Source organism: Comamonas sp. UBA7840 (genome assembly GCF_002501455.1).
Lineage (GTDB): Bacteria > Pseudomonadota > Gammaproteobacteria > Burkholderiales > Burkholderiaceae_C > Comamonas > Comamonas jiangduensis.
In genome coordinates, this window is sequence record NZ_DLTI01000015.1 from 61584 (window position 1) to 75924 (window position 14341).

General features: G+C 59.6%; 11 protein-coding genes and 2 tRNA genes. 10 read left to right on the forward strand and 3 right to left on the reverse strand.

The features are described from left to right. The first annotated feature begins 87 nt into the window (after positions 1-87). The 5 genes from rpsD (at position 88) to B3R00_RS04115 (ending at position 2689) form a co-directional block, all read left to right on the forward strand. Positions 88-711, forward strand: coding sequence for a 30S ribosomal protein S4 (rpsD, locus tag B3R00_RS04095; protein WP_219163034.1), 624 nt, complete (start codon positions 88-90; stop codon positions 709-711). A gap of 116 nt (positions 712-827) precedes the next feature. Further along, positions 828-1829, forward strand: a complete 1002-nt coding sequence (locus B3R00_RS04100; protein WP_174862332.1) for a DNA-directed RNA polymerase subunit alpha — start codon at positions 828-830, stop codon at positions 1827-1829. Between the two features lie 127 nt (positions 1830-1956). Then, positions 1957-2337: a 50S ribosomal protein L17 gene (gene rplQ / locus B3R00_RS04105; RefSeq protein WP_286997596.1), complete on the forward strand. Its 381-nt coding sequence runs from the start codon at positions 1957-1959 to the stop codon at positions 2335-2337. A 24-nt stretch (positions 2338-2361) separates the two neighbouring features. Continuing rightward, positions 2362-2438, forward strand: a tRNA-Met gene (locus B3R00_RS04110). Positions 2439-2612: 174 nt separating this feature from the next. After that, positions 2613-2689, forward strand: a tRNA-Met gene (locus B3R00_RS04115). Positions 2690-2867: 178 nt separating this feature from the next. On the opposite strand, the gene B3R00_RS04120 is transcribed toward B3R00_RS04115, so the two are convergent. Beyond that, complete coding sequence (locus B3R00_RS04120; protein WP_286997597.1) at positions 2868-3641, reverse strand: IclR family transcriptional regulator; 774 nt, start codon at positions 3639-3641, stop codon at positions 2868-2870. A 227-nt stretch (positions 3642-3868) separates the two neighbouring features. On the opposite strand from B3R00_RS04120, the gene B3R00_RS04125 reads away from it, so the two are divergent. From B3R00_RS04125 to B3R00_RS04135, 3 genes are read left to right on the forward strand one after another with little or no spacing between them, the layout of a single operon-like run. Continuing rightward, a complete protein-coding gene (locus B3R00_RS04125; protein WP_286997598.1) occupies positions 3869-5023 on the forward strand; it encodes an efflux RND transporter periplasmic adaptor subunit in 1155 nt (384 codons plus the stop codon). A 9-nt stretch (positions 5024-5032) separates the two neighbouring features. Next, positions 5033-8194: an efflux RND transporter permease subunit gene (locus B3R00_RS04130; RefSeq protein ID WP_286997599.1), complete on the forward strand. Its 3162-nt coding sequence runs from the start codon at positions 5033-5035 to the stop codon at positions 8192-8194. Continuing rightward, entirely contained in the window at positions 8191-9618 is a 1428-nt protein-coding gene (locus tag B3R00_RS04135) for an efflux transporter outer membrane subunit (RefSeq protein ID WP_286997600.1), read from the forward strand. The genes B3R00_RS04130 and B3R00_RS04135 overlap by 4 nt, the downstream gene beginning before the upstream one ends. A gap of 378 nt (positions 9619-9996) precedes the next feature. Here the strand turns inward: B3R00_RS04135 and chrA are convergent, their stop codons facing one another. Continuing rightward, positions 9997-11208 carry a chromate efflux transporter gene (chrA, locus tag B3R00_RS04140; RefSeq protein ID WP_286997601.1) on the reverse strand — a complete coding sequence of 404 codons (1212 nt, stop codon included), beginning with the start codon at positions 11206-11208 and terminating at the stop codon, positions 9997-9999. Positions 11209-11497: 289 nt separating this feature from the next. On the opposite strand from chrA, the gene B3R00_RS04145 reads away from it, so the two are divergent. Continuing rightward, positions 11498-12748 (forward strand): Hsp70 family protein, encoded by a 1251-nt coding sequence (locus B3R00_RS04145; RefSeq protein WP_286997602.1) that lies wholly within the window; start codon positions 11498-11500, stop codon positions 12746-12748. Positions 12749-12950: 202 nt separating this feature from the next. Here B3R00_RS04145 and rsmI read toward each other — a convergent pair whose 3' ends face one another. Further along, positions 12951-13874: a 16S rRNA (cytidine(1402)-2'-O)-methyltransferase gene (gene rsmI, locus B3R00_RS04150; RefSeq protein WP_286997603.1), complete on the reverse strand. Its 924-nt coding sequence runs from the start codon at positions 13872-13874 to the stop codon at positions 12951-12953. On the opposite strand from rsmI, the gene B3R00_RS04155 reads away from it, so the two are divergent. After that, positions 13874-14269, forward strand: coding sequence for a YraN family protein (locus B3R00_RS04155; RefSeq protein ID WP_286997604.1), 396 nt, complete (start codon positions 13874-13876; stop codon positions 14267-14269). The genes rsmI and B3R00_RS04155 overlap by 1 nt on opposite strands. Positions 14270-14341 lie beyond the last annotated feature (72 nt).

Below are 14341 nucleotides of genomic sequence, written 5' to 3' on the forward strand. Positions count from 1 at the left end.
TTGTAAGCCCACCGCCACCCGGGTTGTTTTTGGCACCCCGGGTGGCTCCCGTGTGTAAGCACGGTAGATGAATCAAAGGAAACTCAAGTGGCACGTTATATCGGTCCTAAGGCCAAACTCTCCCGCCGTGAAGGCACCGACCTGTTCCTGAAGAGCGCTCGTCGCTCGATCGCGGACAAGGCCAAGTTCGACACCAAGCCCGGCCAACACGGTCGCACATCCGGTCAGCGTACGTCCGACTATGGTCTGCAACTGCGTGAAAAGCAGAAGGTCAAGCGCATGTACGGCGTGCTGGAAAAGCAATTCCGTCGTTACTTCGAAGCTGCTGACCAGAAGAAGGGCAACACCGGTGCGAACCTGCTGGGTCTGCTGGAAACTCGTCTGGACAACGTGGTCTACCGCATGGGCTTTGGCTCTACACGTGCTGAAGCGCGTCAGATGGTATCCCACAAGGCCATCACTGTGAACGGCCAGTCCGTGAACATCCCCTCCTACCTGGTGAAGGCTGGTGACGTGATTGCTGTGCGTGAAAAGTCCAAGAAGCAAGCCCGTATTGTTGAAGCCCTGCAATTGGCTCAGCAAGTTGGCTTCCCCGCTTGGGTGGAAGTGAGCCTGGACAAGGCTGAAGGCACCTTCAAGCAAGTGCCTGACCGCGATCAATTCGCAGCCGACATCAACGAATCCCTGATCGTTGAGTTGTACTCGCGTTAATCGTAGTTTCGGTTGAGCAATCAACCATCCCGTTCCTAAACCGCGAGGCATCGCGGTTTAGGTGCTTCACCAGCCTTACCGGTGTAACGAGCCGGGGGTATTGAGAGGAAGTCTGCATGCAAACAAATCTGCTGAAACCCAAGACGATTAATGTTGAGCAGCTTGGCCACAACCGTGCCAAGGTGACGCTGGAGCCTTTTGAGCGTGGCTATGGCCATACGCTGGGCAATGCCCTGCGCCGCGTTTTGCTCTCGTCCATGGTGGGTCATGCAGCGACGGAAGTCACGATTGCTGGCGTGCTGCACGAGTACTCGTCCATCGATGGCGTGCAAGAAGATGTGGTGAACATCCTCCTGAACCTGAAGGGCGTGGTGTTCAAGCTGCACAACCGTGACGAAGTGACTCTGAGTCTGCGCAAGGATGGCGAAGGCGTAGTGACTGCGCGTGACATCCAGACTCCCCACGACGTTGAGATCATCAATCCTGACCACGTGATCGCCAACCTGTCGCAAGGCGGCAAGCTGGATATGCAAATCAAGGTGGAACAGGGCCGTGGCTATGTGCCCGGTAACGTACGCCGCTACGGTGACGAATCGACCAAGTCGATCGGCCGTATCGTGTTGGACGCATCGTTCTCGCCCGTTCGTCGCGTGAGCTACACCGTGGAATCTGCACGTGTGGAACAGCGCACCGACTTGGACAAGCTGGTTGTCGAAATCGAAACCAACGGCGCTATCAACGCTGAAGACGCAGTGCGCGCATCCGCCAAGATCTTGGTGGAGCAACTGGCTGTGTTTGCGCAGTTGGATGGCGAGTTTGGCGAAGGTGGCATTTTGGGTGGTGGTAGCAACAGCCGCGCTAACGCTCAGACGTTCGATCCGATCCTGCTGCGTCCTGTGGATGAGCTGGAACTGACCGTACGCTCCGCCAACTGCCTGAAGGCAGAGAACATTTACTACATCGGTGATCTGATCCAGCGCACCGAGAATGAGTTGCTGAAGACGCCTAACTTGGGTCGCAAGTCGCTCAACGAAATCAAGGAAGTTTTGGCTTCCCGTGGTCTGACCTTGGGCATGAAGCTCGAAAACTGGCCACCAGCAGGCTTGGAAAAGCGTTAATTCGCTAGCCAAGCTATAATCGCTGGCTCTTGACCTGAGAAGGTTAGGAGCCAGTTATTTTTACACAAGTGCACCGAGCGGTACCTGATCCGGCCACTCGACCAAACTATCTGAAAAGGAAAGCACCATGCGTCACGGAAATGGCCTGCGTAAACTGAATCGTACTTCTTCGCACCGCAAGGCGATGCTGCAGAACATGATGAACTCTTTGATCGAACACGAAGCGATCAAGACCACCGTGCCTAAGGCCAAGGAACTGCGCCGCGTGATCGAGCCCATGATCACTCTGGCCAAGGTGGACACCGTGGCTAACCGCCGCTTGGCGTTCGACCGTCTGCGTGACCGCGACAGCGTCACCAAGTTGTTCAACGTGCTGGGTCCCCGCAACGCAAAGCGTCCTGGCGGCTACACACGCATCTTGAAGATGGGTTTCCGCGTGGGCGACAACGCTCCTATGGCTTTTGTTCAATTGGTGGAACAAGCCGAAGAAACTCAAGCAGCAGAATAAATCTGTGCTATAATTTTGGAATACCGCGAGGTGGAGCAGTCTGGTAGCTCGTTGGGCTCATAACCCAAAGGTCGTTGGTTCAAATCCGGCCCTCGCAACCAAATCAAAAACCCTGTTGAAGCAGTTCAACAGGGTTTTTTGTTGGCGCATTTTTGAATAACTCAAGCTGGGCTTGGCATTCATCCTCCTGGCGAATGAATACTGAGGCCCGTATGCGGGTTTCTTCTGGCTTTTGCAGCGCTGCACGCCAAGGGCGCGCTATAATTGACGCATATCGCGAGGTGGAGCAGTCTGGTAGCTCGTTGGGCTCATAACCCAAAGGTCGTTGGTTCAAATCCAGCCCTCGCAACCAAATTAAAAGCCCTGTTGAAGCAATTCGACAGGGCTTTTTTGTATGTTGCTTTGACCGTTTAATAAAAATATAGAGCGCTTAGCGCTTGCTCCACAAGGCTTTCAATGCCAAAACCTATTGAAAACCTTGTAAACACAGCGCAAGTAGCTCACGAAAATTCAAGTTCGCTGCGTCTGGGTCAAGGCCTTGCATTGCTCAGTAGCTTCTCCAGCACATCACGCAACCCGAACATTGCCTGTTGAAAGCAGGAAATGTCGCGCTGCAGGCGTGCGGTAGGGATCAGCAGCATCAGGGCGTAAGGGCCGCGGTAGGTGTTGATGGCGACGGCAATCGCGCTGACGCCCAGCACCACATCATCCATATCTTGCGCAAAACCTTGTGCCCGCACCTGTGCCAGCTCTTGCAGCAGTGCTTCGGGTGTCGTGGTTTGGGGCTGCTCTTCGCGCGCCAGCCACTCCAATACGGTGGTGTCGTCCATGCGCGCCAGCAAAGCTTTGCCCGCTGCGGTGACGTGCAGCGGCGGTGCGATGCCGATTTGCGGCACCACGCGCAAAGGCTGCTCTCCCACAAAGGATTCGATGATGCGCAGCTTGTTCAGGTTGAGGCTGGCGAGGCACACCGTCTCCTGCAGCGACAGCGACAACTGCTCGGCATAAGGCTTGATGACGGACACCACATCGGCATTGCTTTGATAGAGCATTTGCCCCAGTGCGGGCCCCAAGCGAAAACCCGAAGCCCCTGCGGGCTCTACCAAGTGCTCTGCCGCCAGCGCATTGATGATGCGCTGCACGGTGGAGCGCGGTAAATCCACCGCGCTGGCAATGGCTGCCAGGCTCATGCCGCAGGGCAGGCCATGTGCGCTGAGGGTGCGCATGATTTTGCTACTGCGCGCAATCACTTGGATGCCACTGTGTTGGCGTTCATCCGCGTCGTCGACAGGGTGATCGGTCATGGGCTGTCTTTGTTCAGAAGTCAGAGGAATGGTCAAGTTCCGAGCTTATCGCCTTCGGTGCCAGCAGGGTTGAAAGAGGATGGCTGCAGCGATTCTTAACCATGTATTGATACACTGAACCGCAATGCAATACAAAGGACGGCGTTTTTGCCTGAAAACGCCGTCCTTTTGTCGTCTCAACCTAAATCTGCCAGCAATTAGCTGGCGTTAGCAAGGAGTGTGATTTCATGAGCGTGAAGCTTTTCAATGCAGCGCGTACGGCATGGCCCGTGGCGGCTGTGGCCATGTTGGTGGCCTGTGGCGACCCAGCGGGGCCGCAACCGGGCGCGCAAGGGCCAGCAGCCGTGGGTGTCTATACCGTGCAGGCGCAGGCCGTGGCATTGACCACCGAGCTGCCCGGCCGCGCGGTGGCTTCGCGCGTGGCGCAGGTGCGTCCGCAGACCAGCGGTATCGTGCAAAAGCGTTGGTTTGAAGAGGGCAGCATGGTCAAGCAAGGCCAGGCGCTCTACCAAATTGACCCGGCCACCATGAATGCGCAGTTGGCCAAAGCGCAGGCACAGTTGCTGAGTGCAGAAAACTTGGCCCGGCGCTATGAGGTGCTGCGTGCCAAAAACGCCATCAGTCAGCAGCAGTACGACGATGCCATGAGCGCATGGCGCAATGCGCAGGCGGATGTAGAGCTGGCGCGTATCGATACCGTCTATGCCAAGGTGCTTTCGCCGATTGCAGGGCGTATTGGCCGCTCCCTCGTGACAGAAGGCGCCCTGGTCACCCAGGGACAGTCGCAAGAAATGGCGACGGTGCAGCAGTTGGACCCGATCCACATCGATATGCAGCAGTCCATGGCCGACATCCTGCGTTTGCAATCAGAGAACGCTCAAAGCGGCGCCAAGGGCAATGCCAAGGTGCGCCTGGTACTGGAAGACGGCAGCGTTTATCCGCTGCAAGGCACGCTCCAATTCAGCGAAATGCAGGTGGATGAGAGCACAGGCTCTGTCACCTTGCGCGCGACGTTTGCCAACCCCGATGGGCTGCTGCGCCCCGGCATGTTTGTGCGTGCACAGGTGCAAACCGTTGCACGGGATGCGGCGCTGCTGGTGCCCCAGCAAGCCGTATGGCGCAATAACCAGGGCCAGGCCATGGTATGGGCGGTGGGCGACGACAAGATCGCCAAGGCACGCCCTGTGAATGCAGTGCGAACCGTGGGCAATACATGGCTGGTCGAAGGCGGTTTGCAAGCCGGGGAGCAAGTGATTACCGAAGGCCTGCAAAAGCTGCGTGGCGAAATGCCTGTGAACCCGGTGCCAGCCCAGAATGTGGACATCGTGACGGACTTGTACGCCCCTGCGCCTGCTGCAGCGCCTGCGGGCCAAGGCGCCTAAGGAAACGCCATGTCCAAGTTTTTTATCAACCGCCCCATTTTTGCCTGGGTGCTGGCAATGGTGGTGATGCTGGCAGGTGCCTTGGCCATCAAGGCCTTGCCCGTCAGCCAATACCCCGATGTGGCACCGCCTGCGATTGCCATTTCGGTCACTTACCCCGGCGCCTCCGCCCAAACCGTGCAAGACACGGTGGTGCAGGTCATTGAGCAGCAGCTCAACGGGCTGGATAACCTGCGCTACATCACCTCGTCCAGTGAGTCGGACGGCTCCATGCAAATCGTGGTCACCTTTGAACAAGGCACCGACCCCGATATTGCCCAGGTGCAGGTGCAAAACAAGCTGAATCTGGCCACCCCCATGCTGCCGCAGGAAGTGCAGCAGCAAGGCATTCGCGTCGCCAAATATCAGATGAACTTTATGCTGGTGGCCGGCTTGGTGTCGGAAGACGGCGCCATGAACAGCGAAGACTTGGCGGACTACATTGCCTCCAACATCCAAGACCCGGTCTCGCGCACCAAGGGCGTGGGTGACTTCACCTTGTTCGGCTCGGCCTATGCCATGCGCATCTGGCTGGATCCGGCCAAGCTCAATGCCTACCAACTGACCCCCAGTGATGTGATAGCTGCCGTCCAAGCCCAGAACGTGCAGGTCTCGGCAGGGTCTCTGGGCGGGCTGCCCACCCTCAATCACCAGGTGCAGTTGCAAGCTACGGTGCTGGGCAAAACGCGCATGAAAACGGCGGATGAGTTCCGTGAAATCATGCTCAAGGTCAAGCCCAATGGCGCGCAAGTGCGCCTCAAAGACGTGGCCGATGTAGCGCTGGGAGGCCAGTTCACGGCCATCTCCAGCAAGTACAACGGCCAGCCTTCTGCGGCTTTGGCGTTGCGCTTGGCGACAGGTGCCAACGTGCTGGAGGCCGTAACCGCTGTGCGTGCCACGATTGCCAGCCTGGAGCCCAACTTCCCGCCCGGCGTGAAGGTGGTCTACCCGTATGACACTGCGCCGGTGGTGCAGGTGTCCATCGACTCGGTGGTAAGCACCCTGGTCGAAGCGATTGTGCTGGTGTTCCTGGTCATGCTGCTGTTTTTGCAGAGCGTGCGCGCCACCCTCATTCCTACGCTGGCCGTGCCTGTGGTGTTGCTGGGCACTTTCGGCGTGCTGTTGGCAGCGGGCTTCACCATCAACTTGCTGACCATGTTTGCCATGGTGCTGGCAATTGGCCTGCTGGTGGACGATGCGATTGTGGTGGTCGAAAACGTCGAGCGCTTGATGCACGACGAGCACTTGTCCCCCAAGGAGGCCACCCTCAAATCCATGGGCCAGATCTCCGGCGCGCTGGTCGGTATTGGCGTGGTGATTTCCGCCGTGTTTGTGCCGATGGCGTTCATGGATGGCTCCACCGGTGTGATTTACCGCCAGTTCGCCATCACGATTGCGGTGGCTATGTCGCTGTCGGTGTTGGTGGCTTTGGTATTTACGCCCGCGCTGTGTGCCACTATCTTGAAAGCACCTGTGCCGGGCAAAAAGCCCGCCCCGTTTTTTGCATGGTTCAACCGTGTGTTCAACGCAGGTGCCAGCGGCTATGCGATTGGCGTGGAAGGCATCTTGAAGCGCAGCAAGTTCTTCTTGTTGGTGTATGTGCTGCTGCTGGCTGCGCTGGTGGCCTTGTTTGCCCGCATTCCCACGGCCTTCTTGCCCGAAGAAGACCAGGGCACGCTGTTTGTGCAAGTGCAGCTGCCACCGAACGCCACCGCCGCGCGCACCGATCAGGTGCTGCAAGCCGTGACCCAGCATTTGCTGGAGCACGAGCAAGACACCGTCAACAGCGTGATGGCCGTGAACGGCTTTAACTTTGCGGGCCGTGGGCAAAACTCCGGTCTGCTGTTTGTAGAGCTGAAGCCGTTTACAGAGCGCACCAGTGCACACCAGCACCTGAAGGCATTGCATGGCCGCACCTGGGGCTTTGTCAGTCAGTTGAACGATGCAATGGTCATCCCTGTTATTCCTCCGGCGATTGTGGAGCTGGGCAATGCCACGGGCTTTGACTTTTTCTTGCAAGACAACGGCGGCGCCGGCCACGAGGTGCTGATGCAGGCGCGCAATCAACTGCTGGGCATGGCGGCGCAAACGCCGCAACTGGCGATGGTGCGCCCCAATGGCTTGTCGGATGAGCCGCAGTACCAAATCGAAATCGACGAGGAAAAGGCCCGTGCGCTCAAGCTGAGCCTGAGTGACATCAACGCCACCATGTCGATTGCCTGGGGATCGGCCTACATCAACGACTTTATTGACCGTGGTCGCGTGAAGAAAGTGTTCCTGCAAGGCCAAGCCGCATCGCGCGTGGGGCCGGACGACTTTGCCAAGTGGTTTGTGCGCAATAGCGACGGCAAGATGGTGCCCTTCAGCACCTTTGCCACGGGCAAGTGGGTGTACGGCCCGGCCAAGCTGGAGCGCTACAACGGCGTCTCGGCGGTGCAAATCGTGGGCGGCACTGCGCCCGGCGTGAGCACGGGTGAAGCCATGAAGATCGTGGAAGGCCTGGCCCAGCAATTGCCTCCGGGCGTGGACTTGGTGTGGACGGGGTTGTCGTACGAAGAAATCAAGGCCGGCAACCAAAGCGCATGGATCATGGCGCTGTCCATGTTGATCGTGTTCCTGAGCTTGGCGGCTTTGTACGAGAGCTGGTCGATTCCCTTCTCGGTGATGCTGGTCGTGCCCCTGGGTATTTTGGGCGCGGTGCTGGCCACGCTGGGCCGCGGGTTGACCAATGACGTGTTCTTTCAGATTGGCATGATTACCACCATGGGCTTGGCGGCCAAAAACGCCATCCTGATTGTGGAGTTTGCGCGGGAGCTGCATGAGCAAGAAGGCAAGCCATTGTTTGAAGCCGCCGTAGAAGCCGCCCGCCTGCGTCTGCGCCCCATCATCATGACCTCGATGGCCTTTGTCTTGGGCGTGGTGCCACTGGCTTTGGCCACGGGCGCATCCAGCGGCAGCAAGCATTCGATTGGCACCAGCGTGGTGGGCGGTACCTTGGCGGGCACCTTCCTGGCCATCTTCTTTGTGCCTTTGTTCTTCTATGTGGTGGCCAGCGTGGTGGCGCGTTTTCGCCAAAGCCCACCTGCGCCTGTCGTAGCCACCCATGCCTCCGGCGAGGAGTCCCACGCATGAAATTGCACACCCTGACTGGCGCCTTGGCGCTGGCGGGGCTGTTGAGCGCTTGCTCCATGGCCCCGACCTATGAAACCCCTGCGGCCCCTGTCGCTGCAAACTGGACGGTGTCTGCAGGCACTCCAGCTGCCAGCACCGATGCCGTTGCCGCTGCGCCCGTGCAATGGCAAGCCGTCTTTGGCAATGCCCCACTGCGTGAAGTGATTGCGCTCACGCTGGAGCACAACCGCGATTTGCGCGCTGCCGCCTTGAATGTGCAGGCCTACCAGGCCCTGTACCGCATCCAAAAGGCTGACAGCGCACCCACCATCGGTGCGCAAGTGGCGGGCTCGCGCCAGCGCACACCGGCCGATGTGGCCCAGGCACCCGATGCCGTCACCGCCAGCACCTACACCGGCGGCGTGGGGCTGGTGTCGTACGAGCTGGACTTGTTTGGCCGTGTGCAAAGCCTGAATGAGCAGGCCTTGCAGCAATATCTGGCGATGGACAGCACACACAAGGCCACCCAGCTGAGTTTGGTGGCTGCTGTCGCCAGCGCATGGCTGACCTGGCAGGCCGACCAGCAAATGCTGGACGTGGTCAGCCGCACCCTGGCAGCCAATCACCAAGCACTGGAGCTGATCGTGGCGCAGGTCGACCACGGCATTGCCACCGACTTGCAGCGCCACCAGGCGCAAGCCGCCGTAGACAGCGGCAGTGCCCAGCTTGCCCAGCTCACCCGCGCTGTGGCGCAAGACCTGAACGCGCTGCAAACCTTGGTAGGTACCGAGTTGCCCGCCCGCGTGCGCCACGCCGCTTTGCCCGCGCAAGACTGGCAATTGGCCGATGTGCCGGTGGGCTTGCCCGCCCAGGTGCTGGCCCAGCGCCCCGACATCTTGGCGGCAGAGCAGCAACTCAAAGCCGCCAACGCCCACATCGGTGCTGCGCGCGCAGCGTTTTTTCCCAGCATCTCGCTCACCGCCAGCGCAGGCGCGGCCAGCACCGAGTTGTCGGGCCTGTTCAAGGGCGGCGCGGGGGCATGGAGTTTTGCACCGCAGATCAACATTCCCTTGTTTGCGGGTGGCCGCCTGCAGGCCAGCTTGGACTACGCCACGCTGCAAAAAGACGTGCGTGTGGCGCAGTATGAAAAAGCCATCCAAACTGCTTTCCAGGAAGTGGCCGATGGTTTGGCGGCGCGCACCACCTACGTCGATCAGCGAGAGGCCAGCCAGCGTTTGGTGAAAACTTCTTCTCAGTATCTGGAGTTGGCCCAACTGCGTTATGACGCGGGCGTGGATGCCTATCTGACCGTGATTGATGCGCAGCGCAGCTTGCTGAGTGCCGAGCTGGGGGAGGTGCAAACGGCTTTGCAGCAGGCGCTGGCGCAGGTGTCGCTGTTCAAGGCCTTGGGTGGCGGTGTACTGGAGCCAGCGCCTGCCGCATGATGGAATGGTTGCGCTGAACTGAAAACTTCTTTGCAGGCGTTGCAATCGAAGCCACTCCGGGCGGTGTTCTGGGGTGGCTTTTTTTGAAGTGTATTTTTGGCGTGTAATGCTTGTGGAGTAAGCGTAGGTAGCTATTGTTATTGTGATGGGTGTGGGGCGGCAGAGGCCTGAGCAGCACTCCGGCGGAGTGCACTTTGGGCTTACAGCGCTGCGTTCCAATAGACCGCCGCAAACATGAGAGCTGTGCCACACAGGTGGGGCGCAAGGCTTATCAGTACCTGCCTTGGGTCTGTGTCCAGCGACCATTCAGCTGCTTGGCGCAAGGCTTCAGCGCATTTCACCCAGCCTTGCGCCCAAGCAGCCATCCACATTGCTGCCTTATTGCGCCAGCAGCCAACCTCCAGCGGCGGTTAAAAGCACCACCAGAACAGGCGACAACTTTGCATGAACAAGGAGTGCAAACGCGAAGAGCGCCACACCAAAGTCGGCCTTGGATTGAATCGCGCTGGTCCAAACGGGGTCATAGAGTGCGGCTGCCAAGATACCGACGACAGCCGCGTTCACCCCCGCCATCGCTTTTTGCACACTCACTCGCAGGCGCAGAGACTCCCAGTAAGGAAGCGCGGCCATGACGAGCAAGAAGCCAGGCAGGAAGATGGCAAACAGCAACGTCAAACCACCTATCCAGCCGCCCATGGGGGCCGGCATGATGCTGCCTAAATACGCCGCAAACGTGAACAAGGGGCCGGGTACGGTTTGTGTCGCCCCGTAGCCTGCAAGAAATGCTTCATTCGAAACCAAGCCCGTTGGCACCACGCTGGCTTGCAGCAACGGTAGCACTACATGCCCACCCCCAAACACCAAGGCACCGGCTTGGTAAAAATCGCTGAATGCCTGCAACACAGGTGAGCCCGTCATGGAGCTGATTGGCGGCAAGAGAAATAGCAGTGCGCTAAAAACGCCCAGCAGCACGACACCCGTAGCCTTCCCCTTGACATTTGGGTGAGGCAGGGCAGGGGGCTGGGCATCCACACGCACCAGCTTTACCCCGGCCACACCCCCGATGAGAATGGCGAGTATTTGGCCGAGCGATGAGGGCAGCGCAATAGCGATGAGGGTGGCGATCACCGCAATCCATGCACGAGTTTTGTCCGGGCACAAACTCTTGCTCATGCCCCAGACGGCTTGCGCAACGATGGCAACGGCGGCAATTTTGAGGCCATGTATTGCGCCTGATTGCGCCAGCGCCTCCCACTCGGAGATACCCAGCGCAAAAAGAATCAGTGCCACAGCAGAAGGCAAGGTAAAGCCTATCCACGCAGCGATTGCTCCCAGCCAGCCACGCTGCCCGAATCCCAAGGCCATGCCGACTTGGCTGCTTGCCGGGCCAGGCAAGAACTGGCACAGCGCTACCAGGTCAGAGTAGCTTTTGTCGTCGAGCCATTTGCGTCGGCCGACGAACTCCTCGCGGAAATAGCCCAAATGGGCTGCAGGCCCGCCAAAAGAGGTGAGACCAAGCTGGAAAAAGACCAGAAGAACTTCAAGCACACTGGCTTTTTGACGGGTCGTTGGCTGTGAAGGTGTACGCATGGTGATGGATTGTCCATCCATACGCTGAAATTTAGGAAAGCCTGCTTCAGGCCGTGGGCTGCGATTGGCGCTGCATCCTGCACGCCACCCAAGTGGCTGATGGATGCGCTGCAAGGGCATCCCCAAGCTGACACAATGGCGCCCCTTTGTTTGATAGGGCAGCTTTTAAAAAAAGAAGCTGCTAGCGCTAGTCAAAGAAGGCTTTGAGATAGATAAGTATCTGAAAAGCTTATTTCACAAGCGTTGGCAGCTCTTGTTTTTGGTGCTGCCAGTGTAGAGAGTTTTCAGAATGCAGATGCTTCCCCAGACCACCTTGGGCATTGACTTTGGCACGTCCAACTCCGCCATGGCGTGGCGCGCAGCCGGGCAGGCTGCGCAGTTGGTGCCCCTGGAGGGCAAGGCGGCTGCCATGCCCACGGCCTTGTTCTTCCACTACGAAGACCGCAGCACGCACTATGGGCGCGATGCCATGCAGCAGTATTTGGCGGGGGAAGAGGGGCGTTTGATGCGCTCGCTCAAAAGCCTGCTGGGCAGCAGCTTGCTGCAAGACAAAACCGCCGTGCACGGCAAGCTGGTGAGTTACCAAGACATCATCGCCATGTTCTTGCAGCATTTGGCGGCGCAAGCGCAGCAGCACATGGGCGGTCTGCCCGAGCGCGTGGTGCTGGGCCGTCCCGTGCATTTTGTCGATGGCAACCCCGAGCGCGACGCGCAGGCGCAGGCTTCGCTGGAAGCGGCGGCGCATACCGCAGGTTTCAAGGAAGTGGCCTTCCAGCTGGAGCCGATTGCGGCGGCGCTGGACTATGAGCAGCGCCTGAGCGCAGAAGCATGCATTTTGGTGGTGGACATCGGCGGCGGTACGTCCGACTTCACCGTGGTGCGCTTGGGCCCGCAGCACGCAGGCAAGCGTGATCGCACGCAAGACATTCTGGCCACCACGGGCGTGCACATTGGCGGCACAGACTTTGACTACAAGCTGAACGTGGCCGAAGTGCAGCCCTTGCTGGGCCTGGGCCACCACGGCCCCAGCGGGCGTGAGGTGCCCAGCCGTGTGTTTTATGACCTGTCCACCTGGCACCTGATTCAGTGGCTGTACACCGCCAAATCCATGCGCGAGGTGCAAGCCCTGCGCAGCGACTTTAGCGACCGCAACTTGCACGCCCGCCTGATGCGTGTGCTGGAAGCGCAGGCCGGGCACCGCCTGGCCGATGCGGTGGAGCAGGGCAAGATCACGGCATCAAGCACCGCTGCCGATGCACGGCTGGAGCTGGGCTGGATTGAGGCTGGTTTGGCCGCGCAAATCACCCCTGAAGGTTTGGCACAGCACCTGCAAGCGCAATTGGCGGATGTGGTGCAGTGTGCGCAGGAATGTGTGGCGAACGCCGGGCTGCGCAAGGAGCAGATTACGGCGCTGTATTTGACGGGGGGCTCGTCCGCGTTGCAGACGCTGCGCGATGCGCTGGCGGTGGCGTTCCTGGCTACGCCACAGGTGGAGGGGGACTTGTTTGGGGGCGTGGCTTCGGGCTTGGCTTACGCTTAAAACCATAGCTGCAAGCGCTGGATGGATAAGCGATACAGGTTAAAAAGGCTTGAAACCGTTTGGTAGGTTTCAAGCCTTTTTGGACGGGTGCTGTGTGGGGGAGGGCTGCGCCGGTTTGTCGCCCCGCCGTGCGAGACCTGGTCCCTGTAATCAAACGCGAAGCACAAGCGAAGAAGCAGCACAACCCAGGAAGCCGCAAGGCTTAAGCGTCTTCGCCCTCACGCTTGATCTCCAGCGCCCGGTCATACAAGGTGTTGCGGTTGCCGCCTGTAATCTCCGCGGTGAGCTTGACGGCCGTCTTGGTCGGCAACTCCGCCAGCAACAGCCGCAGCACCCGTTCGGCTTCGCCGTTTTCTTGCTGCACCTCTACCGGGTGCAAGACCACCACAAACTCACCTTTGCTGCGGTTGGCTTCGGCATCCAGCCAGGCCGCCACATCCACGGCAGCGTGCGTGGTGATTTGTTCAAATTGTTTGGTGATTTCACGCGCCAGCGTCACCTTACGCGCACCCAGCACGGCCAAGGCCTTGGCCATTTCCTGGATGCGGTGGGGCGCCTCCAGCAGCACGGTGCAGCGCGGCTCCGCAGCCAGCTTGTGCACGGCAGCTTGGCGCTCGGCGTTCTTGGTGGGCAAAAAGCCCGCAAATACAAAGCCGCCATCGGTGTGCCCGGGCGGCACACAGCCCGCCACGCTGATGGCACTGGTGATGCTGCTGGCGCCGGGCAGCGGCATGGAGCGCAGGCCTGCTGCGGTCAAGGCCGCGCACAGGCGCGCGCCGGGGTCGCTGACGCCGGGGGTGCCCGCATCGCTCACATACGCAATGCGCTGGCCTTGTTGCAGGCGGGCAATGATGCCGGCTGCGGCCTCTGCCTCGTTGTGCTGGTGCACGGCCAGCAGTTGGTGGCCGGGGCGCTCCAGCCCATAGCTGCGCAACATGCCTTGGGTGTGGCGCGTGTCTTCGCAGGCAATCGCATCCACCATTTGCAGCACATGCAGGCTGCGCAGCGAGATATCAGCCAGATTGCCGATGGGCGTAGCCACCACATACAGCACACCTTGCGGATAATTTTGGGAGGCAGCCGCGTCGCGTGCTGCTGTCAATGCCGAGGCGAAAGAGGCGCTCAATGTTCTTCCTTGGGAAAAAGCCACAACCAGACGTCAGCGGCACGACCACGGCACGTGGCCAAGCTGCTGAAGACCAAGCTTTGGCCTATCTGCAGGCGCGAGGCCTGCGTTTGCTTGCCCGCAATTATCGAACGCCCGGGCGCGGAGGGGGCGAGATCGACTTAATCCTGCAAGAAAGCAATGGCACGGTGGTGTTTGTGGAGGTGCGCAGCCGCAGCAGCACCGGCTTTGGCGGGGCGGGCGGCAGCATCAATGCGGCCAAGCGCCAGCGTGTGGTGCTGGCAGCCCAGCATTGGCTGCTGCAGCATGGGGCAGGGCAGGCATGCCGCTTTGATGCCGTATTGCTGAATGGCGCGCAACTCGAGTGGCTGCCTGCCGCGTTTGATGCGGGGTGAGGGCTGGTGCCATGGGTTACAGCACGTTGCAGGAACTTTGCCTGCAGGATGCACACCTATGCAGTGTTAACC